We start from the raw sequence: 20626 nt of genomic DNA, 5'->3' as shown, positions 1-20626 counted from the left end.
TCGAGGCCGGGCGAACGTCGATGCTGATGATGGACGACCCCGAGCACAGTCGGTTGCGCAAGATCGTCGCGCGCGGTTTCACACCGCGCGCTGTCGAGCGGCTGCGGTCTGACCTGACCGAGCGAGCCCGCCGAATCGCCGAGCGGGCCGCAGCACAGGGGTCGGGCGATTTCGTTCGACAGGTGGCTTGCGAGTTGCCGCTGCAGGCGATCGCCGGCCTACTCGGAGTGCCGCCGGAGGAACGCGAGCAGCTCTTCGACTGGTCCAATCAGATGGTCGGCAGCGACGATCCGGAGTTCGCCGACCACGACTCGCTGACCTCTGCAGCCGAAATGATCTGGTACGCCATGCAATTGGCGGAGCGACGGGCTGCCGAACCGGGCGAGGACATCGTCACCACGCTGGTGCAAGCGGACGTCGACGGACAGCGGCTTTCCGATGCCGAGTTCGGCATGTTCGTAGTCACGCTGGCAATTGCCGGCAATGAGACGAGCCGCAACTCGATCACGCAGGGGATGATCGCATTCACCGACTACCCCGACCAGTGGGAGCTGTTCAAGTCCCAACGCCCTACGACCGCGGCCGACGAGATCATCCGCTGGGCGACGCCGATTACCGCGTTTCAACGAACCGCGCTGGCCGACACCGAACTTGGCGGCATCGCAATCAAAGAGGGCCAACGACTGGTGATGTTCTATCGCTCGGCCAACTTCGACGAGGACGTCTTCGACGACCCGTACACGTTCAACATCTTGCGCAGCCCCAACCCGCATGTCAGTTTCGGCGGCACCGGAGCGCACTACTGCATCGGCGCCAACTTGGCGCGCATGACGATCGACCTGATGTTCAACGCGATCGCCGACACCATGCCGGACCTGACTTCCCTGGGCGAGCCGGACCGGTTGCGGTCGCCGTTCATCACCGGCATCAAGCACTGGCAGGTCGACTACGGCAGCAGGTGCCCGGTCGCGCATTAAAGCGGTTGAGCCCGTCAACCGGGTTCGTCGTCATCACCGGTTTCGCGTAGGAGCATTTCGGGGTGGTGGTAGCGGTTGATTCGTGGTCGACCGTGGTCCTGGTGGCCCGGTGGAATCCATTCGGTGTCGCCCTTGGCGTTGGTGCGTGTAGTCCAGCCGTCTTCGGCTAGCGGGTGGTGTTCACCGCAGGCGAAAGCCAGGCCATTGGCGTCGGTCTTGCCCGACAAGGCGTAGGGCAGCACGTGATGGACTTCGCATTGGTAGCCGGGCACTGGGCAGCCGGGAAACGAGCAGCCACGGTCCTTGGCGTAGAGGACAAGTCGCTGTGCGGGGCTGGCAAGGCGTTTCGTGTGATACAGCGCCAGGGCTCTGCCCTTGCCGAAAATGGCGAGGTAATGGTGCGCGTGACGGGCCAAGCGGATCACGTCCGACATGGGCAAGATGGTGCCGCCACCGGTCAGCCCTCGGCCGGCGGCGGCCTCCAGGTCTTTGAGTGTGGCGGTGACGACGATCGACGTTGGTAAACCGTTGTGCTGACCCAACTTTCCCGATGCCAGCAACGCCCGCCCTCCGATCAGCAGGGCGTCATGAAAGCGTTGGGCCTTCGAGCGCAAGTCTTTTCGCGCGGCCTCTTCGGAAGGCTCGTCATCGACCACCGGGTTTTCGTCGTCGCGGTTGCACTGTCCGGGGGCGCCCAGTTTGGCCTCGATAGCTTCCAAGGTGGCGCGCAGCTCCGGATCGACGTAGCCGCTGATGCGCGACAGACCGTCGGATTCCTGCTTACCCATGGTGATCCCGCGCTTGCGGGCCCGATCCTCGTCGGTGAAATTCCCGTCCGGGTTGAGCCAATCCATCAGCTGCTGCGCCAATCCGTGCAGGTCATCGGGACGACGCGAGGTGGCCAGCCCGGCCAGCTGTTGCTCGGCGGCCTCGCGGGTGCCTGGATCCACCCCGGCGGGCAACTTATCGAGGAAGGTGCGGATCACCTTGATATGTCCGTCGCCGATCTCGCCGGCGAGATGGGCAGCCGCCGTGGCGGTGAGCTTGGCAGGTAGGGGTTCACCGGTCAGAGCCCGACGTGGCCCGAGGTCGTCGGCATCGGCCACGCGGTGTCGGGCTTCGGCGCGGGTGATGTGCAACCTGTCGGCGATCACGTTCGGCAGGCGCCCGCCAAGTTCATCCTCCGAACATTGCGCGGCGAGCAGGTTGATCAACGCGTGCTGGGGTGCACGCACTAGACGCCCCACCGTTTCTGAGGTCTCCAGCAGGCCGAGCCACTCGGAGGCAGTTACGCTGTCGAACGTCAACGCACACCATCGTTTTGCGTATTCGCGCAGCCCTTCGGCGACCTCGGCGATCTCCTCACGACTGCTGCAGCTCATAGCCAAATTTTATGGAGCAGCACTGACAAGTTTTCGGTTTCCAAGGCCGCTAAGCGTTTGCAGTGCAGTGCATTTCACTCAAGGTGATCGGCGTCCGCGCGAGCGTGCACACAATGCCAGCCGCCCCGGCGTGTCGTCGTACACGTGTGCACGTCGCGACACAGTCGGACCTCAACGGCTTACCCGGTACTGTCGTCCGCGCTCCTCGCGCACCCACAGCACACCGTCGCCGGCCCGCGCCCCTTCGGAGATGAGTTCGCGCTTGAGGATCTTGTTGGTCGCGGTCCGCGGGAGGGCAGCATTGACTCTTACGTAGCGCGGCCATGCCTTGGGCGACAGGTCAGCCTGGGCGGCAAGGAAATCGCCGAACTGCTCGGGCGTCAACGTGGCTGCGTGGTTGAGCACCAACGCGGCCATCACCTGATCGCCCACCAGCTCGTCCGCAACGGCATACACCGCAACGTGGTTGACCTCCGGAATGCGTTGCAGAATCCGTTCGATAGGACCAGACGCGAGATTCTCCCCGTCCACCCGCATCCAATCCGCGGTGCGGCCCGCCAAGTAGATCCAGCCGTCGCTGTCCCGGTAGGCCAGGTCGCCCGACCAGTACATGCCGTGTCGCATCCGTTCCTCGGTGGCGGCAGGATCGTTGTAGTAGCCGGTGAAGCCGCCGACGCCGTAGGTGTTGACCAATTCGCCGACGGCATCATCGAAGTTGGCCAGCGCACCGTGTTCATCGAAAATTGCTGGTGCACATTCGGTTACGGTCTCCGGGTGGTAGACACTTACGCCGGGATAGCCTTTTCCGATCGAACCCGGCGGAGTGCCGTCTTCGCGCATCACCACGACGGCGAACTCACTCGAACCAAAGCTGTCCACCACCCGGCAGTCGAAACGCCGTGCGAATTCCTCGATGTCGCGTTCGGTGGCTTCGTTGCCGAACGCCGCACGCAACGGATTATCGGCGTCGCCGGGTAGTTCCGGGGTGGCCAGCACCAACGCCAGTGGCTTGCCGACGTAGTTCAGGTAGGTCACGCCGTAACGACGGATGTCGGCCAGGAACCGCGACGGCGAAAACTTCGCGGGCACCATGGTCGCCCCGCAGGCCAGAGCCACCGCCCAACCCGCTGCCACCCCGTTGGAGTGAAACAGCGGCATTGCCAGATAGCAGACGTCATCGGCGGTGAGCCCGAAGCGTTCCACCAGGCTGGCACCGCACAGCACGGCCATCGCATGCGCGAACCGCACCGCTTTCGGGTCGCCGCTGGTACCGGAAGTGAAGATCATGACGACAGCGTCGACGCCGCCGACCTCGATAGGCACCAGGGATTCCGCGGTCGCGACGGCGTCGCGATATGCCGCGGTGTCGACGTCAAGTACGGTCAAGCCGTTCAGGTCGAGGCCGTCCAGCAACGGCGAGTGTTCGGTATCGACGAGCACCACCTGGCTGTCCGAGCGCCGGATGTCGGCGAGTAGACCCTGTCCGCGGCGGGTCGTGTTGATCCCACACAGCACGTAGCCGCCCAGCGCTGCCGCCGCCATGGACCGCAGCATCTCAGGCGAATTACCCAGCAGCGCAGCGACATGCAGCGGGCGGGTCCGGTCGACGAGATTCAGCACCACCGCCGCTTCGGTGGTGGCCTCGGCCAAATGCTCCCGCCAGGTCCAGGTCCGATCACCATAGGCAACCGCCACGGTGTCGTCGTCTTTGCGGGACCGCAGCAACTGTTGCAACGTCTCAAACACCCGGCCGGTACCTTAGCAGCGTGATTCCGTGTTCGGGCACGTCGCAGAATACCGGGACGACCCGCATTCCGAGTCGAATGTCTTGCGGTGCGACGTCGAGAAGTTCGGTGCTGACTTTTGGACCCACATCCCATTCGACGACGGCGAGCAGTTGCGGCACCTGCTCCGCCCAGGGTGGCCCGGTTGGGCGACGTGCGACGGTATAGGTGTAAAGCGTTCCCATTCCGTCGATTTCGCGCCACTGCAGATCGTCGGCAAAAGTGCCGGGTGCCAGCGTGCGCGGATAGAAGACATAACGGCCGGACGACGGTGAGTACTGAATCAGAATGCGATGCTCGCGCAACGCATCCCAGTATGGCTGTGACACTGGCGTGGGCTCGGGCATCGGGCGCAGGTCGCTCACTTCAGTCGCCTCCCATCACCAAAGCCACTTGCTCGCTCATGATCCCGCCGGTACCGGTGACGAACGCGGTGTTGCAGTCACGTACTTGCGCATCCCCGGCTCGTCCCATGAGCTGGCGCGCCGCATCGACCACGTGATGCATTCCACCGGCCATACCCGCCTGTCCATAGGACAGTTGACCGCCGGCGGTGTTGATCGGGAAGTCGCCACGGAAGGTGAGATCGTGTTCGGTCAGCCAAGCCATCCCCGTACCTTTGGCGCAAAATCCCGCATCCTCCAGCGTCATCAGCACCGTGATCGTGTAGCAGTCGTAGATCGACGCGACGTCGACATCCCCGCGCCGACGCCCGGCCATCCCGAACGCCTGGTCGGCGGCGCGAGCCACCGGTGTGTGCAGGAGATCGTCGGCGTAGGTGGGGGTTTTGAAGCGAATGTGCTCGCCGAAGCCCTCGATCCACACGGCCCGGTGGCGGGCGCCGCGCGCCACATCGACGTTGGCGATCAGCACCCCGGCGCCGCCTTGCACCCGCATCACGGTCTCCAACATGTGAATCGGGTCGGCAATCACGGGACTGCCCAGTACGTCGTCCACGGTGATCGGCTTGCCGTGAAACACCGCGCCGGGGTGCGCGCAGGCGTTGGTCCGCTGCTGGACCGCGATGCTAGCCAAAGCGGCTGCATCGTAGCCATATTCGGCCGTGTAACGCTGCGCGATCTGCGCATACGGAGCGTTCTGGCCGACGTTGCCGTAGGGTATCTCGAATTCCGCCTGCGGCGAGCCGTAGTTATTGCTCGACGCCCCATACCAACCCAACGAGCGCCCGGGCCGGCGCTCCGAGCGCGGCAGCTCCAGTGATCCGGGCACCACCGCCAGCACTGCGTCGCAGATGCCCAGTTCGACTGCCGCCGCCGCCCGCCACACCATGCCAGCCGCGGTGGCGCCGCCAAGATCGACGCGGTCACCGAAATTCACTGGCAGACCAAGGTATTCCGACAGGGTGGCGGGCGCGAACATGTCCGATTCGGCTATGCCGTGGCACGACAACCCGTTCACCACCGCGGGTTTCACCCCGGCATCTTCGATGACCGCCTTCGCCAATGCCGCATATTGGTCCAGGGTGAACGACGCCGGCCGGGTCTGGCGTCGTTCGGCGGGCAGTTCCGCGATACCGATGATGGCCGCTTCGCCGCGCAGCCCGTTCGTTGACCCGGTCACCGGTGGCTCCTTTGCGGGAGCGCAACGGTGGCCGTTCCCGGCATCAGCACCTCGTCGCCACGGCGGCAGAAGATTTCGACGTCCACGAATCCCTCGGCATCCTGCTTACCGGTGACCACACCACCGAAGTGCAGCTCCTGGCCGGGATAGGCGATCGCTCGATTCTGCACCGAAAACGCCACCAACCGGCCCGCGCCGCCGATCCAATCGGTAAGCGCACGCGACAATAACGCCGCTTGCAACGGCCCCTGCACGAGGACGTTGTCGTAGCCCTCGACGTCGCGCGCCCAGTCCTTGTCGTAGTGGATGCGATGCCCGTTGTAGGTGGCCGCGCTGAAGAAGAACATCTGGGCTTCGGTGACCGTGATCGCCAAAGCCGGTATCGCGGAGCCGGTTTGGACGTCTTCGAAGTACACCTGATCGGTCATGCGGGCCGCGCAATCATCGACGTGGTGGCCTGCGCAACCAACTCATGGTGCTGGTTGCGATACTCGCTGCGCCACGTCACCAACACGAATCGTCCGGAGCGGCCTTCTTTTTCCACAATCGACTCGACGGTTCGGACCATTTCGATCTCGTCGCGGTGGTAGGCGGGCAGGTGAAACGTGGTGTTCTCACCGCCGGCCATGCGTCGGGGCGCACGCGGAAACGCAAGGCCGCCGGTCGCCGCCCCGGACGACCCGTCGGGTCGCAGGTTGTGCAGTGCGGTCACACCGAGGATGGCGTACTGCAAGAACAGTGGCGGACAGATGACGTCGCGGTAGCCGTGCGAGCGCGCGTAGTCGCTGTCGAACCACAGCGGGTTGTGATCGTCGACGGCGGCCGCCCAGCGCTGCCAGTCGCGTTTGGTCACCTCGCCGCTGGCGGTCGCCACCACGGTGCCAACTCGTTGCGCAGATTCGGGGTCGATAAGACTTTCGGTCACTGTGCGTTCTCCCAGTCCATCTCGTCCTCAAGCCATTTCGCGGCCACATCGGCGCCGCCGCCCAGCGTCGAAAGTAGCCGTGCCCGTTCGGAGAACAGGTGCAGGTCGGTGTCCACGACGTAACCCATTCCGCCGTGTAGCTGGTGGGCGTCGAGCGTGACCTGTTTGATCGCGGTGGCGTGCATCTTGGCGATCGCGGTCTCGCGGGTGCCGACCCGTCCGCGTCCGATCCAGAACAGCGCCGATTGCGCGGAGAGTCGGGCAGCCGTGAGCGCGATGCGGATGTTGGCCACCAGATGCTGAGCCGCTTGGAAGGAGGCGATCGGCCGACCGAACTGTTCGCGCATCGTGGTGTGTTTGACGGTGCGCGCCAATACTGCTTCGCCCACACCGACCAGATCCAGACACAGCAGCGCGACCGCCGCATTCGCAACACGGCGCATTTCACTCTCGCCTATGTCGAGGACCCGGTCGTCGCCGCTGACGGCGACGTCGTCGAAGACGATCCGGGTAGCGCGGTGACCACCCATCAGCACGAGCGGTTCGACAGCAATCCCGGGCGAGTCCGCGTCGACGACGAACACCTTTGTACCGGCGGCACTTCCGGCGCCCACGACCACGACATCGATGCGTTCGTCGTGGTAAACGAAGTCGGCTGCGCCGCTCAGGCACCATCCGTCAGCGATCGCCGAGGCGCGCACCGCACCCGGCGAGGCGGCGTCACGCGCATTCCACAACGCGGTAGTGGCCCGCACCGTTCCGGCCGCCAAACCAGGCAGCCAAGCCACACGCACCTGCCGGCTACCCAGCCAGTCGAGCGCCAGCGCGGCCTGCACCGTGCTGTGCACGGCCATGGGGCACAAGGCACGTCCGGCCTCCACACAAAAGACACCGAGGTCGGTTAATCTGCCGCCGGATCCGCCATATTCTTCCGCGATCGCCAGGCCGAGTAGACCTCCTTCGGCAAGCGCCTTCCACAAACCCGGTATGTCGCGGTCCGCCAATAGGTTTCGGCACATTGCGGCCAGATCTCGTTCGTCCTGATCGGGGATGAGTCGCATCCTTCACCGCCCGTAGGAGGGCATGCCGTAACCGCGCTGGGCAATCACGTCGCGTAGCACCTCGTTGGTTCCGCCGCCAAATCGCATCAACGGCGACACCCGGTAGAGCCGCTCGAAGAATCCATCCAGCGGCGCACCGGTGCTGCGATGCGCCAACAGCCCGTCGGGACCCAACAGTTCGAGCGCCAAATCCGCTATCCGCTGGCGTAATTCGCTGGTGAAGATTTTCTCCACGCTCACCTCGACCGAGGGTATGTGTCCCCCGTCGAGGATCGACGCCGCCTCGTATCCCATCAGCTTCGCGACTTCGACGTCAGCCTCGGCCTGGGCAAGGCGGCGACGAAACGCGGGGTTGTGCGCGGGCACCGACCCGTCGCGAACCGGCAGGGACGCTACCGCCACCAGGTCGTCGAGCGCTCGACGCAGATCCCCCGCGTTGGTCAGCGCACCGCGCTCCAGATCCAGCGCGCCGGTGATGTAGGTCCAGCCCTTGTTCATCTCGCCGATCAAATTCCCGGCCGGTACCCGTACGTCGCGGAAGAACGTCTCGTTGGTGCGATAGCCCGACCACGCATAAAGCGGCCGCACCTCGATGCCCGGACGGTCGATGGGCACCATGATTACCGAGATGCCGCGGTGTCGTGGCGCATCGGGATCCGTGCGCACGCAGAGCCATTCGTGCGTGCAGCGCTGGGCACCGCTGTTCCAGATTTTGGACCCGTTGATTACCCAATCGTCGCCGTCACGCACGGCGCGGGTTCGCAGACTGGCCAGGTCGGTACCGGCGTCAGGCTCCGAATAGCCGACCGCACAGACGATTTCACCGCGGGCGATCGCCGGCAGAAATTCATTCTTGTTCTGCTCGGTGCCGTGCCGCATGATCATCGGCGCCACCGAGGTGACCGTGAGGTCCGGCCCTGGCACGCCCCAGTACTCAAACTCGCTCATCAGCAGGTGCTGATGGATCGCAGTCTTACCGAGGCCGCCGTAGTCGCGGGGCCAGTTCAACCCGAACCAGCCACGCTCACCGATCTTGCGACGGAATGCCGTTAACTCCCCGCCCTGAAACTCGAGGTCGTGCTCAGCCAATTCGGCGCGCAGCGCCGCAGTGACGTTGTCCCGGAGGAACTGCCGTATCTCGCCCAGCCAGGCCCGTTGCTCGTCATTGAGCTCGAAGTCCACAACGGCGACATTAGTACTAGGGCAGTACTAGGGCGCTTGACGACCGGCCGGACACTCGACGGGGTGCGCGTCGGCCGGAACGTCCCTGATCGCGCGGACGCTGACGCGAGCGCCGCGGTGCGGGACGAAGATGACGTGCTTGAGCTTCTGCCGTTCCCCCGGGGCCGTCGTGGTGTGCAGATCAGCCCGGCGCAGGATCTCCCGAAGCACCACCCGCATCTCGACCATCGCGAAGGTGGCGCCAAGACAGCGCCGGTTGCCGCCCCCGAACGGAAACCAGGTGGTCGGGGTCAACGTCGCACCGATCATCCGATCCGGGTCGAATCTGTCCGGATCCGGATAGACCTCGGCGCTGGCGTGCACCAAACCCATGCCCGGCACGACCATGGTTCGGGCCGGCAAGCGGTACCCGGCCACGTCGACGGGCTCGGTGAGCACGCGGCCCACGTCGAACACCACCGGGCGGATTCGCAGCGTCTCCTTTGCCACCGCGTCGAGATACTCGTCGCCGGCCGGGTCGCCCGCCGCGCGCACCGCTTTGGCCAGGGCATCCGGATGGCGGGTCAGGCGCTCCAGCGCCCAGCACAATGCGGTCGCCGTGGTGTCATGACCGGCCACCAACAGCGTGATCAGCTGGTCGCGCAGCTCGCGGTCGGTCATCGGGTTCTCGGCGCGGACCAGCATGGCCAGCGTATCGGTCCGCTCGGCGAGGTTCGGGTCGGCGCGACGGTCGGCGATCTCTGCGTAGAGCAGACGGTCGGCCTCGGCGATGCATCGGCGTAGCGCCCGCCACGGGCGACGACGAAGCAGCTTCGGGTTGGTGATCCCCACGCTCTCCCACGGACCGATATCGAGCAACTGCGGCATGACGGTTCGCAGTGCGGTCAACCGTTCGGGGTCGGTGGCGCCGACGACCGTCCGCAGGATTACCTCCAGGGTGATCTCAGACATCTTGGGCGCCAACGCAAAACGTTCGCCCACCGGCCACGCTGCCACATTGGCGGCGGCGATTTCGGCCATCAGTCCGGCCTGCCGGGAGACCGCGTCGCGGTGGAAAGGGGGCAGCATCAACCGACGCCGCGCTCGGTGGGCGTCATCGTCGATCACCAATAGTGAGCTGTCCCCCAACAACCCACTCAACATTCGGTTGGCCTCTCCAGCGTGAAAGACGCTGGGATCGCCGGCGAACACCGTCTTGATGTCGTCGGGGTCAGACAGGTACACCATGGTGCCCAGGAACGCGATACGCAGCGCGAACACCTTGCCGTAGCGCCGTCGGCAAGCGGCCACCGCTGCCGCCCCGTGCCCCATCATCAACGCCGCCAGTACCCAACCGGGCAGTCGGGGTCCCGGCGGCTGTGCCGCCGACTTGCGGTCCGTCATGCTTCGATCGTCGGCGCCGCGGGCCACCGGGTCAACTTCGATGCGCCGACGCGAAGTGCTTCGTTGACTAGCACCGACCGCGGCCATACATTACTAGCTAGTTGTCTAGCCAATCGGGCTGGGAGGCCGCCATGACCGTCAGTGCCGCTCCCGCAAGCGTTTTCGACGCTGACCTGCCGACGCTGACCTACGACCCCGCCGAGACCCCCGCGCAGGTCTATCCCCGTATCCAGGCGGCACAGCGGCAAGCACCGATCGCGCTGGGCCCGTTCGGACCCGAGTTGCTCTCCTATCACCTCGTCCGTTCAGCGCTGCGCGATCATCGTTTACAGATTCCGCCGGGCCTCAACCTGGTGGTGCAGGGCATCACTTCGGGTCCGTTGTGGGACAAGGTGACCAACAGCCTGCTCGGCCTGGAAGGCGAGGCGCATCATCGGCTGCGAAGTCTGACCGCCAAGGCGTTCACCCCCCGAGCCACCTTGCGTCTGCACGACACCATGGTTTCGGTGATGAACGAGTTGGTGGACCGCGTCGCCGACGCAGCAGGCTGCGACGTCGTCACCGATCTCGCACGTCCCTACCCGGTGCCGATCATCTGCGCGCTGCTCGGGGCACCTCGGGAAGACTGGCAACAGTTCTCGCTTTGGGCGGACGAGATTTTCAAGGCTTTCACGTTCATAGCCGGGGTCAGCGAAATCGAGCCAGATGTCATGCGCGCCTGGTATCAACTCGACGACTATGTCGACGACATGGTTGCCCGGCGTCGGCACACCCTGACCGACGACCTGCTTTCCGACCTGATCCGCGCCGAGGACGACGGAGACAGCTTGACTCCAGCCGAACTGCGCATGCTTGCGGGCGGGCTGTTGTTGGCCGGTACGGACACCACTCGCAACCAGTTGGCGGCTTCGGTGCATGTGCTGTGCGAACATCCCGAACAGTGGGATCTGCTCAAGCAACGCCCCGAACTGGCGATGCATGCGGTCGAGGAGACCATGCGACACTCACCCATCGCAGGAGGGACGCTGCGCCTCGTCGTCGAGGACATGGAATTGGGTGGCTACCTCTTTCCCGCGGGCACCATGGTTTTGGTGAATACCGCTGCGGCCAACCGTGATCCGGCTGTCTACGCCGAACCCGACCGAGTCGATATCACCCGCGAAGACGCACCGGCCATCCTTACGTTCGGTGGTGGCGTCCACTACTGTCTGGGCGCCAACCTGGCCCGACGTGAACTTGCCGAAGCGCTGACCGTACTTACGAGTCGGCTACGCAACCCGCGCATCGTCGGTCCTGCGCCTTGGAAGCCGATGGTCAGTCTGAGCGGGCCGATTAGTCTGCCGATTGAGTTCGACGGGTAGTCAGCGCGTATTCAGGGACGCCAAGAAGGCGCCAAGGAATTCCCAAGTGGGGCAGCTGATCCTTGTCTCAGCAGTTCCCCACCACCACAAAACAAAGGAGTTCCAATGATCAGCAACCGAATTCGCGCCCTCGTCGGCATGTCCCTGATGGCCGGCAGCATCGGACTGGCGGCCTTCGGAGCCGTCGGCACCGCCAACGCGGCGCCCTCCACCCCGCTGCCTACCGGCAGTTACACCTGCTATGACTACGCCACCCAGATCTTCTACACCTGCTACTACTGAGCCGGCAGAACGCAAGTGGCGTAATCACTTTCACCACCACGGCGGTCACCGCGTGCCTCTTGCACCCATAGGACGGTGACCGTTTCTATTGCATGGCAGGCCGGTACGACGACCACGGATGAGCCGACTCCAGTTGTGCCGCAACGCGGATCAACACCTCTTCGCGCCCGTATGCGGCGGCGAGCTGCACACCGATAGGTAGACCCTCGGCGTTGCGGTGCAAGGGTAGGCTGATCGCCGGCTGCCCGCTCATATTGAACGGTGGTGTAAAAGCGGCGAACTCCCCGCCGCGGCGCATCGGCGCCGTCGGATGCTCGGGATTGTTCTCGAACTCGCTGAGCGGCAACGGTGGTTCGGCGACCGTGGGGCTGAGCAACAAGTCCCAGCCGTCGGCCCACCACTGCTGCAGCGCACGCCGGAACGCGTAGACCGCGTTCTCCGCGGCGGCGTAATCGACGGCACTCAGGTCCTGCGCCCGCTCGATGAGCGCCCAGTTCACCGGCTCGATGTCATCGGCGGTCACCTGCCGGCCCAGCGTCTGACTGAAACCTCGCGCCGCCATCGCCATCTGAGTTGCCCACAGCGCCATGAACTTCTGCTGCAACGTGGTGTCAGCCAGACACGTCGGCCACGCCGGTTCGACGCTATGGCCGAGACTTTCCAGCATCGACGCCGCGGATCGCACCGCGGCAACGCAATCCTCGTGCAGGAAGCCCCCGCGCGGATGAACGTCGAGCAGGCCGATCCGCAACCGGCCCGGTTCGGCGCCGACCTCTTCGAGGTACGGACGCTGGGGCGTGGGAGCGATCACGGTGTCGCCGACGCCGGGACCGCGCACCGCGTCGAGCAGGCTAGCGGTGTCGCGCACCGTGCGGCTGACGCACAGTTCGACCCCGAGCCCCACCTCGGCGCGCAACGGGCCGACGGTGATGCGTCCCTGGCTTGGCTTGAGTCCCACCAGCCCACAACACGACGCGGGGATGCGGATGCTGCCGCCACCGTCGGAGGCATTGGCGACCGGAACCATCCCGGCTGCCACCGCCGCGGCCGCACCGCCACTGGACCCGCCCGGCGTGCGGTCCAAAGCCCACGGGTTACGGGTCGGGCCCCATGCCAACGGCTGGGTGGTCGGCAGGCTGCCCATCTCGGGGCTGTTCGTCCGTCCGGCGATCACCAGGCCGGCCGCCTTGAACCGGGACACCAGGGTGGTGTCGGCGGCGTCGATCTTGCCCGCATTCTTAAGTGCCACATTGCCGTTGGACAGCGTTTGGCCCGCGAAACTCGTGTACAGATCCTTGAGCAGAAACGGCACACCACGAAACGGTCCGTCGGGCAACCCTGGATCGGCGGCCACCGTTCGAGCATGGTCGAACCACTCGATAACCACCGCGTTCAACACCGGGTCGGACTCCTCGATGCGCTCGATCGCCGCCTCCAACAACTCGCTCGGCGTCACCTCGCCCGTGGCGACCAGCGCCGCTTGGTCGGTGGCATCCATCCATCGTGTTTCCTCGGCAAGGCCAGTCATGGGATTTGGTCTACCACGCCGACTCAAGCCTGCCGCGCCGCCTCCTGAACGAGTTGCACCCGGGATGACAGGCCCAGTTTGGTGTAGATGTGGGTGAGATGGCTCTCGACCGTCCGCAGTGAGATGAAAAGCTTTGCGGCAATGGCTTTGTTGGAAAGGCCCGCGCTGACCAACTCGACGACTGCTAGCTCGGTCGGGGTGAGCGATCCCCATCCGCTGCTTGGCCGCTTGCGTTGCCCACGCCCCCGTTGGGCGTAGCCGATCGACTCTTCGGTGGATAAGTCGGCCCCTTCGGCCCAGGCGACGTCGAACGCATCGTCACCCAGCGCTGTACGCAGGCGGATGACGGCGTCGTCGTGTGCGGCGTCGTGGGCCTTGAACCGCGCCGTGCCCATGCGTTGCCGCAGCGCTTCAGCCGCACCGAATAGCCGGGCTGTTTCGGCATGCCGTCCGGAATCGAGGGCCACTATCGCCAGCAACTCGAATACGTCGGGGACCGCGATCAACGCATCAAGGCCGACGGCCGACGACAGCGCCTCGTGCGCGTCACGCTCGGCGAGTCCTGGTTCGCCCTGAACGATCGCGACGCGGGCGCGCGTTGTCAGCGACAACACCCGGTGCCAGCCCATGCCAACCTGCACTGCTTCGTCGGCCCACCGTCGCGCCTCGACCACGTTGCCTCGCGCCAAGGCGGCTTCGGCGCGCAGGTACACCTGCATCTGCTGGTGTATTGGGTTGGGAAGCAACAGTTCCCAGGCCAGCGCGCTGCTCGCTTCGGCCTGGTCGATGTTGTCCGCGGCCAAGGCAGCAACGGCGCGCACGCCATTGCCGTTACCAACCCACAGGTCACCGAACTCGGCAAGGATCGACATGGGCGCCTCGACAGTTGTCTGCGCGGCAACGTGGCAGCCCTGGTAAGACATCATCAACGCGCGGTAGAAGGTGGCGACCACCCACCACATGGCGTCGTGGTTGGCCGCCGCGTCCTCGCTCACTTCGGATAGTTCACCAACCGCTCTCGCAACATCCTCGGAGAGCCCCCGCGCCCAGGCCAACCAATTGCGGGCCTGGCGAACAGTGAATTGATCACCGACGGCCGCCGCCATTTGCTGTGCCTCGGCACCGAACTGGCGAACAGCGTGTAGGTCGCCCTCCATAATGGCAAAGTTCGTCTGCCAACCCAGTACCTGGGCCAGCATCCACTTATCGCCCAAGGGGCGCGCCAGCGAGATCGCTTCATCGAGGTGGTGCTGGCCGGCTTCGCCGCGGTAGGCGGCCATGACGCCGCAGGCGGTGAGCGCTCGCACCAGCAGTGCCGGCTCTCCGATCTCGCGTGCCATCGCCAACGCTTTCTCGGCCCAGTCCCGGCCGTCGGCGCCAATTGCCCAGGTATGCAACAGGGCTCGGTCGGCTAGTGCGCGTGCGTGGATTGCCGGCGCCACCTCACCGCGCTTGGCCTCTTCGAAAGCGGTGTCGAACCAACCCACCAAGGCTTCGTGAATTCGACCGCGCGTCAGCCAAAGTGGCAGCAGCGCGGAGGACAAGCCCAAGGCGGTGTCGATGTCGCCGCGGTCCAGGCTCCAAGCGAACACAGCGCGCAGGTTGTCGATCTCGGTTTCAGTCCGACCGATCTGGTGCTGGTCGCTGGCTTTGACCGGGTCCTCGAGCACGCGAGCGACGACCACGTAGTGATCACGGTGTCGGATCCGCACGTCCTCGCCTTCGCCCGACTCGCCGAGCTTCTCCATTGCATACTGACGCATTGTCTCCAGCAACCGATAACGCGTTGCGCCGCTGACACTTTCGGCCACGACCAAGGACTTGTCCACCAGCAGCGTGATCTGGTCGAGCAGTTGATAACGTTCGATGTCGTCATCGACGGCGACCATCCGTGCGGCCTCGAGGTCGAACCCACCGACGAATACCGCCAACCGGCGAAACAGCACTCGCTCCGACTCGGTCAGCAAGGCGTGCGACCAGTCGACGGATGCGCGCAGGGTCTGTTGGCGGCGCACCGCGGTTCGGGTGGTCCCGGTCAGCAGACGGAAACGGTCCTGCAAGCTGTCGCGGATCTCCTCGACCGACAGGGCCCGCACCCGCGCCGCCGCAAGCTCGATCGCCAGCGGCATGCCGTCGAGACGACGGCAAATCTCCGCGACTATCGCGCCCTGCTGGGCCAGCGCGAATTCCGGGCGGGCCAATTGTGCACGGTCGACGAACAATTCGAGCGCTTCGTCGTGCAGCGACAGCGACGGCACCCGCCGTGTCACTTCCCCGGCAACCCCGATCGGTTCGCGGCTGGTCACCAACAACCGCAGCCCCGCACACGCACCGAGCAACGCCTTGATCAACGCCGCGGTCGCATCCAGGAGATGCTCGCAGTTGTCCAGGACGATGAGCATCTGACGTTCACCGATAAAGCTGAGCAACGTCTCCATCGTCGAGCGGGTCGGCTGGTCGGCCAGGCCGAGCGCTCGGGCGACGGCGATCGCGACAATGTCGGGGTCGGCGATCGGGGCCAGGTCGACGAACCACGCTCCGCCCGCCAGTTGCGCGGCCGCGCCGCCTGCGACCTCGATGCCCAACCGCGTCTTACCTACCCCGCCGGCTCCGGTCAGCGTCACCAACCGGCTGGTTTCCAGTGTCTGCCGCACTTCTGCCAGTTGTTGGCCGCGTCCAACGAACGTTGTCAGCTGCACCGGAAGATTCTGCACGGCAACGGCTCTCACCGTACGCAGCGGCGGAAATTCGTTGCGTAGGCCGGTATGACACAGCTGCAGGACCCGTTCCGCGCGTGGCAGGTCGCGCAGCTGATAAGCCCCGAGATAGGCCAACCATGCTTGCGCGGGCAGATTGTCCAGAACCATCGCCTCAGTCGCGCCCGACAGCACAGTCTGACCACCATGGGCCAGATCGCGCAGCCGGCCGGTGCGGTTGATCGCCGGGCCGATGTAGTTGGCATCGCCCCTGTCGGGGTCCCGCAGTTGGACATCTCCGGTATGCATGCCGATGCGCAAACGGATCGGCCCCAGGTCGGCCAGCTGCAGGGCCAACGCGCACGCCACCGCGTCGCCCGCGCGATTAAAGGCGATAACGAAGCTGTCGCCTTCGCCCTGCTCGACCGGCCGGACACCGCGATGAGTGGCGACTAGTTCGCCGAGGGTGCGGTCTAACTGCACCACCGCGGCTGCCATTTGCTGCGGTTGGGTCTCCCAGAGTCGTGTCGAGCCCTCGATGTCGGCAAGCAACAGCGTCACCGTTCCGGTCGGCAGCTCGTACACGCCCAAATCGCTCCAATTCAGTTCCTGCGTATGGGGTGAGCTCATGCTAACCAGCATGTGGCTACCCGCCATAGCAAAACATCCGTGCAAACTCGGAGACCACTTTTTGGCTTGACCGCAATCCTTCGATTCGCCGCGCGGAACAAATGGCTCTAGTCTCGAAGAACACATGACTTAGCGGGGGGAATCGCTGATGAGGGTGCCTGGACGCCTGTTCGTGTCCGGCTGCAAAAGTGCACTGGTCGCGGTGTCGGCATGCCTGGCCGCGGCCTCCTGCGCGACGTCAGCGACGGTGAATCCGCCCGCAGCGCAAAGTACCCAGAGCACGGTCAAGCCGCCACCGAATACTGTCGCACCGCCACCTGCGCACATCAGCCCGCTGGCAAAAGATTGGAAAGCCTACGGCGACACCGTCTATTTCGGTTGTCCCACCGAATTTTCCGTCAGCAAATCCGCATTGGAAGACATCCGGCCCAAGATCCTCGATCCGAACACTGCCGATCTGATAATGCCGGGCGTGCCCATGGTCGCCGCCGACCAAATCGTGACGGGTGCGGCATGCGCGCTGTCAAACAACATCGGTGACATGAAGGTCGTCTACGTGGTGACCACCGTGACACCGGGACGCGAATCCGAAGCCCCGAAGACGACCGCCTACGTGTTTGATCTCAGGTCGAGTCAGCCACTGGCAACCAGGGAACTCCAACCGCCCACCCCCGAGTCGAAACTGGGTGCGGCCAAGGATTGGCGCCTCGCGCCGACCACGACCGGGGTCGCGTGGATCAATGCCTTCACCGACGCACGCGGCGCGGCGTCGCCGCCAAAGACCGTGATCTTGGCCAACACCGATCTATCCACGCTCTGGGACGACCCGCAGCCGGCCCGTGTGTGGCAGGACGTGCTTTCCTTCCAGCGCACCACCACGGCGGGCAGCACTGTGGGTGCCGAGTTGCGGCTGCCCACCGGCGAACCGGTCTATCAAGACAACGACATTGCCACCGTCGATGCCGAATTGTCCGACGGTGCAGACAAACTCGTACAGATCACCCGCCGGGATCCACAAAACCCGGCGGTCGTTTTCACTACGTTCTTCGACCTGAGTTCCCGCGCCCTAGTCAAAATCGGTGACACCGAACGGATTTCCGGCGGTGGACTGGTCGCTACCCTGTCGGATGGAAAGCTATTCGTCGACGGGCGCGGTTCGGACACTTCACAATTCGGCTACGGCGTTTGGAATCTGCGCACCCAGCACTGGGACTTGCTGGTCAGCCGTGACGACGCCAGAAAGCAGTCGATCAGCAAGCTGGCCTACTTCGGCGACCACGTGTACGTCACGAATTCCGCCAACACCTTTTCGGTTCTGAAGTTGCCGGAAACCAATCCGGTGGCCACGAACTGGTCCGAGCGGCCGTTCGGGCGCATCGTCGGCTGGACGCTGGTTTGCCGCGGCGAGACGGAACCCCAGCAGAAGGGCGAGTGTCGAGAGATCCTGCTGGTGCGTGACACCGACGGCCGCTACCCCGGCCCCTGGTTCTGAGCGAACGCGTCGACGGCCGCCAGGTCGTAGTTCCCGGCGTCCGTGCCGAGGCCGCCGGCAACCTGCGCCGCGGTAGCGCAACCCAATCGCGCCGACGCGGCGAAATCCCGGCCCAGCGCACGTCCGAGGATAAAGCCCGCCGAGAACGCGTCGCCACATCCGGTGGTGTCGACGACGTCGACGGCGTATGCCGGCACCTCAATGGTCTGATCCCGCACGATCACCAGAGCACCGTCACCACCTCTGGTGACCGCGACGCAGCCGGCGCCGGCATCGATCAACGCCCGGCACCCCAGCTCCAAGTCGGTAGTCCCGGTGAAGCCGAGCACCTGCTCGTCATTGGGCAGTAGGTAATCGGTGTGCGGCAGGGCCTCGATGATCCACGTCAGCAGACCGGGATTGCCACCGGCCAAGATGTCGACCGACGTGGACAGTCCATGGTCCTTGGCATGCTTTAGCAGCGTCGCGGCCGCGGTTCCACCAAGAAATTCGGGACCCCCCAGGTGCAGGTGGGAACCATGGACGATGTCGTCGAGATCCAGCGCGTCCAGGCTCAGCGTGGCGTTGGCGCCCGGGCAGTGCCATGCCGGGCGATCTCCGTTGGGCCGCACCGGGATTACCGACGCCGAGGTCTGGGTCGCGGTGGTGCGCATCAGTCCACTGACATTGACACCGTTGGCCTGCAGCAACGTCAGCAAGGTGTCGCCGAGCGGGTCGGCGCCGACGGCGCCGTAAGAGCGGACCCGGGCTCCCAGGCGACTCAGCACGACAGCGGTGCCGCCCGCGGTGCCGGCTGGCGACATCCTGATGGTTTCGACTAGTTGACCCTCTGAGCCGTCGGGAATGGAGGCGACCCCGATGATGTGCGTGTCGAGGACATGAACGCCCACGACGGCGATGTCGACCTGAGTCACCATGCGTTTCCATTCACTCTCGGCGGTCGAAATTCACCGCAGCCATCCGATTGTCGACGAGTGCACGACCAGCGCTTCGCGAGGGCCCCGGGTCCTTTCGGCGCGAACGTGCAGAGATGGACGGGGGTACGCCTGAGCAGCGCTAATCGGACGGATCCGCGGCGGCTCGTCGCGCCCGCGCACGTCGCTTTCCCTCGTGCATGGCGGCCACTCGGGCGACGGGGATGCCACGGCCCTGTTCGATCAGATCAGCCGGCAGGCGTTGCCGCCCGGGCATCGACGCGGCCCACGGATCGCGGCCCCCTATAGCGTCGATCGCGGTGTGCACCGTGAAGTCAGCCGGCGTAACCCGGTCCAGGTCCGCCCAATCCAACGGAAACGACACCGGAGTGCCCGGCCGCAGACGCGGGCTGTAGGCAGCCGCGACGGTCGCTCCCCCGGCGCGGGTCGCGTCGACGAACACCTTGCCGCCACGATCTTCGACGATGAAAGCCGTTGTCGCCGAGGCGGGATCGAGCGCCTCGGCACGCGCGGCCAACGCCCGCGTGGCGGCCGCGACATCCTCGACCGGCGCATGGTCGTCGATCGGCACGAACACGTGCACGCCCTTGGCGCCACTGGTTTTCACCGCGCCGGTCAGCCCGCAGTTCTGCAGGGCCTGGCGGACGAGGTGGGCCACCTTGACCACCGCGGCGAAATCACCCTCGGCGGGTGGGTCCAAATCGAGAACGAGATGCGTTGGCCGGTAGATGTTTTCGGCCAGCCCCAGGGCGGGGTGATATTCGACGGCACGCTGATTGGCCAGCCACAGCAGGGTGCGGCGGTCGTCACAGACCGGGTAGTGCACCTCGCGGTGGGAGGCTTCGGCCCAGATCGTCACGGTGCGCACCCAGTCCGGGGTGTACTTGGGCACGTTCTTCTGCATGAACGGCGCCCGCCCGCGCAACACCCGCAGCACCGTGAGCGGCCGACCGGCCAGCCCGGGCAACATCTTGTCGGCGACGGCGTCCAGGTAGTCGATCAGGTCGCGCTTGGTGGCGCCGGCATCAGGACTCAACGGCTGGTCGAGGTTGGTCAGGTCGATGCCCGCCCGCTGCTCCCCCGCGCTCATATGCAAAGCCTATGCGTACACCGAATTGGCAGTTCCGATCCGGAAACCGAGCGGTATCGTTGTTACCTAAGTGTTAAAAGCACACGTCGAGGGCTTCGAGGGCAGAAGATCGCCGTGAAGATGTTGATGGCCGCAGTCCTGGCAGTCCTGGCAATGGGTGCGCTGACATTGACGGGCTCGCCCGCCGCGCAAGCCGATCCGCTACCAGCCGATCCGCTACAACCCGATCTGGCCTGCATCGACGACAGTTGCCTGCAGCCCGCCCCAGCGATAGCGCCGCCTCCGATACGCGGAGTACTGGGATGCGTCCGGGGTGTCTGCATCCCCAAGCCCCACC

General features: G+C 65.2%; 18 protein-coding genes. 5 read left to right on the top strand and 13 right to left on the bottom strand.

Annotated features, from left to right (window positions below; all coding sequences use genetic code 11):
- The coding region (locus A5634_RS13720; RefSeq protein ID WP_065144593.1) for a cytochrome P450 at positions 1-977 on the top strand (977 nt) is incomplete at its 5' end.
- A 14-nt stretch (positions 978-991) separates the two neighbouring features.
- On the opposite strand, the gene A5634_RS13715 is transcribed toward A5634_RS13720, so the two are convergent.
- The 9 genes from A5634_RS13715 to A5634_RS13675 form a co-directional block, all read right to left on the bottom strand.
- Positions 992-2359 (bottom strand): HNH endonuclease signature motif containing protein, encoded by a 1368-nt coding sequence (locus A5634_RS13715; RefSeq protein WP_065144590.1) that lies wholly within the window; start codon positions 2357-2359, stop codon positions 992-994.
- A 171-nt stretch (positions 2360-2530) separates the two neighbouring features.
- Positions 2531-4105 (bottom strand): fatty-acid--CoA ligase FadD1, encoded by a 1575-nt coding sequence (gene fadD1 / locus A5634_RS13710; protein WP_065144589.1) that lies wholly within the window; start codon positions 4103-4105, stop codon positions 2531-2533.
- Entirely contained in the window at positions 4098-4490 is a 393-nt protein-coding gene (locus tag A5634_RS13705) for a Zn-ribbon domain-containing OB-fold protein (RefSeq protein WP_065144592.1), read from the bottom strand. The genes fadD1 and A5634_RS13705 overlap by 8 nt, the downstream gene beginning before the upstream one ends.
- 19 nt (positions 4491-4509) lie before the next feature.
- Complete coding sequence (locus A5634_RS13700; protein ID WP_065144588.1) at positions 4510-5724, bottom strand: thiolase family protein; 1215 nt, start codon at positions 5722-5724, stop codon at positions 4510-4512.
- Positions 5721-6152, bottom strand: a complete 432-nt coding sequence (locus A5634_RS13695) for a MaoC/PaaZ C-terminal domain-containing protein (RefSeq protein ID WP_065144587.1) — start codon at positions 6150-6152, stop codon at positions 5721-5723. Before A5634_RS13695 ends, A5634_RS13700 begins: the two co-directional genes overlap by 4 nt.
- The gene (locus tag A5634_RS13690; protein WP_065144586.1) at positions 6149-6649 is read right to left on the bottom strand and encodes a MaoC family dehydratase; all 501 of its coding nucleotides are present in this window, start codon (positions 6647-6649) and stop codon (positions 6149-6151) included. The genes A5634_RS13695 and A5634_RS13690 overlap by 4 nt, the downstream gene beginning before the upstream one ends.
- The gene (locus A5634_RS13685) at positions 6646-7710 is read right to left on the bottom strand and encodes an acyl-CoA dehydrogenase family protein (RefSeq protein ID WP_065144585.1); all 1065 of its coding nucleotides are present in this window, start codon (positions 7708-7710) and stop codon (positions 6646-6648) included. Before A5634_RS13685 ends, A5634_RS13690 begins: the two co-directional genes overlap by 4 nt.
- Before the next feature lie 3 nt (positions 7711-7713).
- Positions 7714-8892, bottom strand: coding sequence for an acyl-CoA dehydrogenase family protein (locus A5634_RS13680; protein ID WP_065144584.1), 1179 nt, complete (start codon positions 8890-8892; stop codon positions 7714-7716).
- 27 nt (positions 8893-8919) lie between these two features.
- Positions 8920-10275 carry a cytochrome P450 gene (locus A5634_RS13675; RefSeq protein ID WP_065144591.1) on the bottom strand — a complete coding sequence of 452 codons (1356 nt, stop codon included), beginning with the start codon at positions 10273-10275 and terminating at the stop codon, positions 8920-8922.
- 131 nt (positions 10276-10406) lie between these two features.
- Between A5634_RS13675 and A5634_RS13670 the strand changes: the two genes are divergently transcribed.
- Complete coding sequence (locus A5634_RS13670) at positions 10407-11636, top strand: cytochrome P450 (RefSeq protein WP_065144583.1); 1230 nt, start codon at positions 10407-10409, stop codon at positions 11634-11636.
- 105 nt (positions 11637-11741) lie between these two features.
- Entirely contained in the window at positions 11742-11918 is a 177-nt protein-coding gene (locus tag A5634_RS28665) for a hypothetical protein (RefSeq protein WP_172831696.1), read from the top strand.
- An 85-nt stretch (positions 11919-12003) separates the two neighbouring features.
- On the opposite strand, the gene A5634_RS13665 is transcribed toward A5634_RS28665, so the two are convergent.
- Together A5634_RS13665 and A5634_RS13660 are read right to left on the bottom strand one after the other, a co-directional pair.
- Positions 12004-13446 carry an amidase gene (locus tag A5634_RS13665; RefSeq protein ID WP_065144582.1) on the bottom strand — a complete coding sequence of 481 codons (1443 nt, stop codon included), beginning with the start codon at positions 13444-13446 and terminating at the stop codon, positions 12004-12006.
- A gap of 23 nt (positions 13447-13469) precedes the next feature.
- Positions 13470-16772, bottom strand: a complete 3303-nt coding sequence (locus tag A5634_RS13660) for a helix-turn-helix transcriptional regulator (RefSeq protein WP_253861610.1) — start codon at positions 16770-16772, stop codon at positions 13470-13472.
- A gap of 148 nt (positions 16773-16920) precedes the next feature.
- Here A5634_RS13660 and A5634_RS13655 point away from each other — a divergent pair, with 148 nt between their 5' ends.
- Positions 16921-18264, top strand: coding sequence for a hypothetical protein (locus tag A5634_RS13655; RefSeq protein ID WP_065144580.1), 1344 nt, complete (start codon positions 16921-16923; stop codon positions 18262-18264).
- Here A5634_RS13655 and A5634_RS13650 read toward each other — a convergent pair.
- Positions 18243-19181: a carbohydrate kinase family protein gene (locus A5634_RS13650; protein WP_065144579.1), complete on the bottom strand. Its 939-nt coding sequence runs from the start codon at positions 19179-19181 to the stop codon at positions 18243-18245. The two genes, A5634_RS13655 and A5634_RS13650, sit on opposite strands and share 22 nt — an antisense overlap.
- Before the next feature lie 139 nt (positions 19182-19320).
- Positions 19321-20289 carry a DNA polymerase domain-containing protein gene (locus tag A5634_RS13645; protein WP_065144578.1) on the bottom strand — a complete coding sequence of 323 codons (969 nt, stop codon included), beginning with the start codon at positions 20287-20289 and terminating at the stop codon, positions 19321-19323.
- Positions 20290-20403: 114 nt separating this feature from the next.
- Between A5634_RS13645 and A5634_RS28930 the strand changes: the two genes are divergently transcribed.
- A partial coding sequence (locus A5634_RS28930; protein WP_216638738.1) for a hypothetical protein occupies positions 20404-20626 on the top strand: 223 nt, incomplete at its 3' end.

The sequence above is a fragment of the Mycobacterium asiaticum genome, assembly GCF_001673365.1.
Taxonomy (GTDB): domain Bacteria; phylum Actinomycetota; class Actinomycetes; order Mycobacteriales; family Mycobacteriaceae; genus Mycobacterium; species Mycobacterium asiaticum_A.
The sequence above is the reverse complement of the archived record's forward strand: the minus strand, read 5'-3'. Positions and strand labels throughout refer to the sequence as shown.

Excerpts from the sequence above, each read along its gene's own strand:
- A5634_RS13715 (WP_065144590.1), bottom strand. The coding sequence starts at position 2,359 with ATGAGCTGCAGCAGTCGTGAGGAGATCGCCGAGGTCGCCGAAGGGCTG.
- A5634_RS13705 (WP_065144592.1), bottom strand. The coding sequence starts at position 4,490 with ATGCCCGAGCCCACGCCAGTGTCACAGCCATACTGGGATGCGTTGCGC.
- A5634_RS13695 (WP_065144587.1), bottom strand. The coding sequence starts at position 6,152 with ATGACCGATCAGGTGTACTTCGAAGACGTCCAAACCGGCTCCGCGATA.
- A5634_RS13685 (WP_065144585.1), bottom strand. The coding sequence starts at position 7,710 with ATGCGACTCATCCCCGATCAGGACGAACGAGATCTGGCCGCAATGTGC.
- A5634_RS13675 (WP_065144591.1), bottom strand. The coding sequence starts at position 10,275 with ATGACGGACCGCAAGTCGGCGGCACAGCCGCCGGGACCCCGACTGCCC.
- A5634_RS13670 (WP_065144583.1), top strand. The coding sequence starts at position 10,407 with ATGACCGTCAGTGCCGCTCCCGCAAGCGTTTTCGACGCTGACCTGCCG.
- A5634_RS28665 (WP_172831696.1), top strand. The coding sequence starts at position 11,742 with ATGATCAGCAACCGAATTCGCGCCCTCGTCGGCATGTCCCTGATGGCC.
- A5634_RS13665 (WP_065144582.1), bottom strand. The coding sequence starts at position 13,446 with ATGACTGGCCTTGCCGAGGAAACACGATGGATGGATGCCACCGACCAA.
- A5634_RS13660 (WP_253861610.1), bottom strand. The coding sequence starts at position 16,772 with ATGAGCTCACCCCATACGCAGGAACTGAATTGGAGCGATTTGGGCGTG.
- A5634_RS13655 (WP_065144580.1), top strand. The coding sequence starts at position 16,921 with ATGAGGGTGCCTGGACGCCTGTTCGTGTCCGGCTGCAAAAGTGCACTG.
- A5634_RS13650 (WP_065144579.1), bottom strand. The coding sequence starts at position 19,181 with ATGGTGACTCAGGTCGACATCGCCGTCGTGGGCGTTCATGTCCTCGAC.
- A5634_RS13645 (WP_065144578.1), bottom strand. The coding sequence starts at position 20,289 with ATGAGCGCGGGGGAGCAGCGGGCGGGCATCGACCTGACCAACCTCGAC.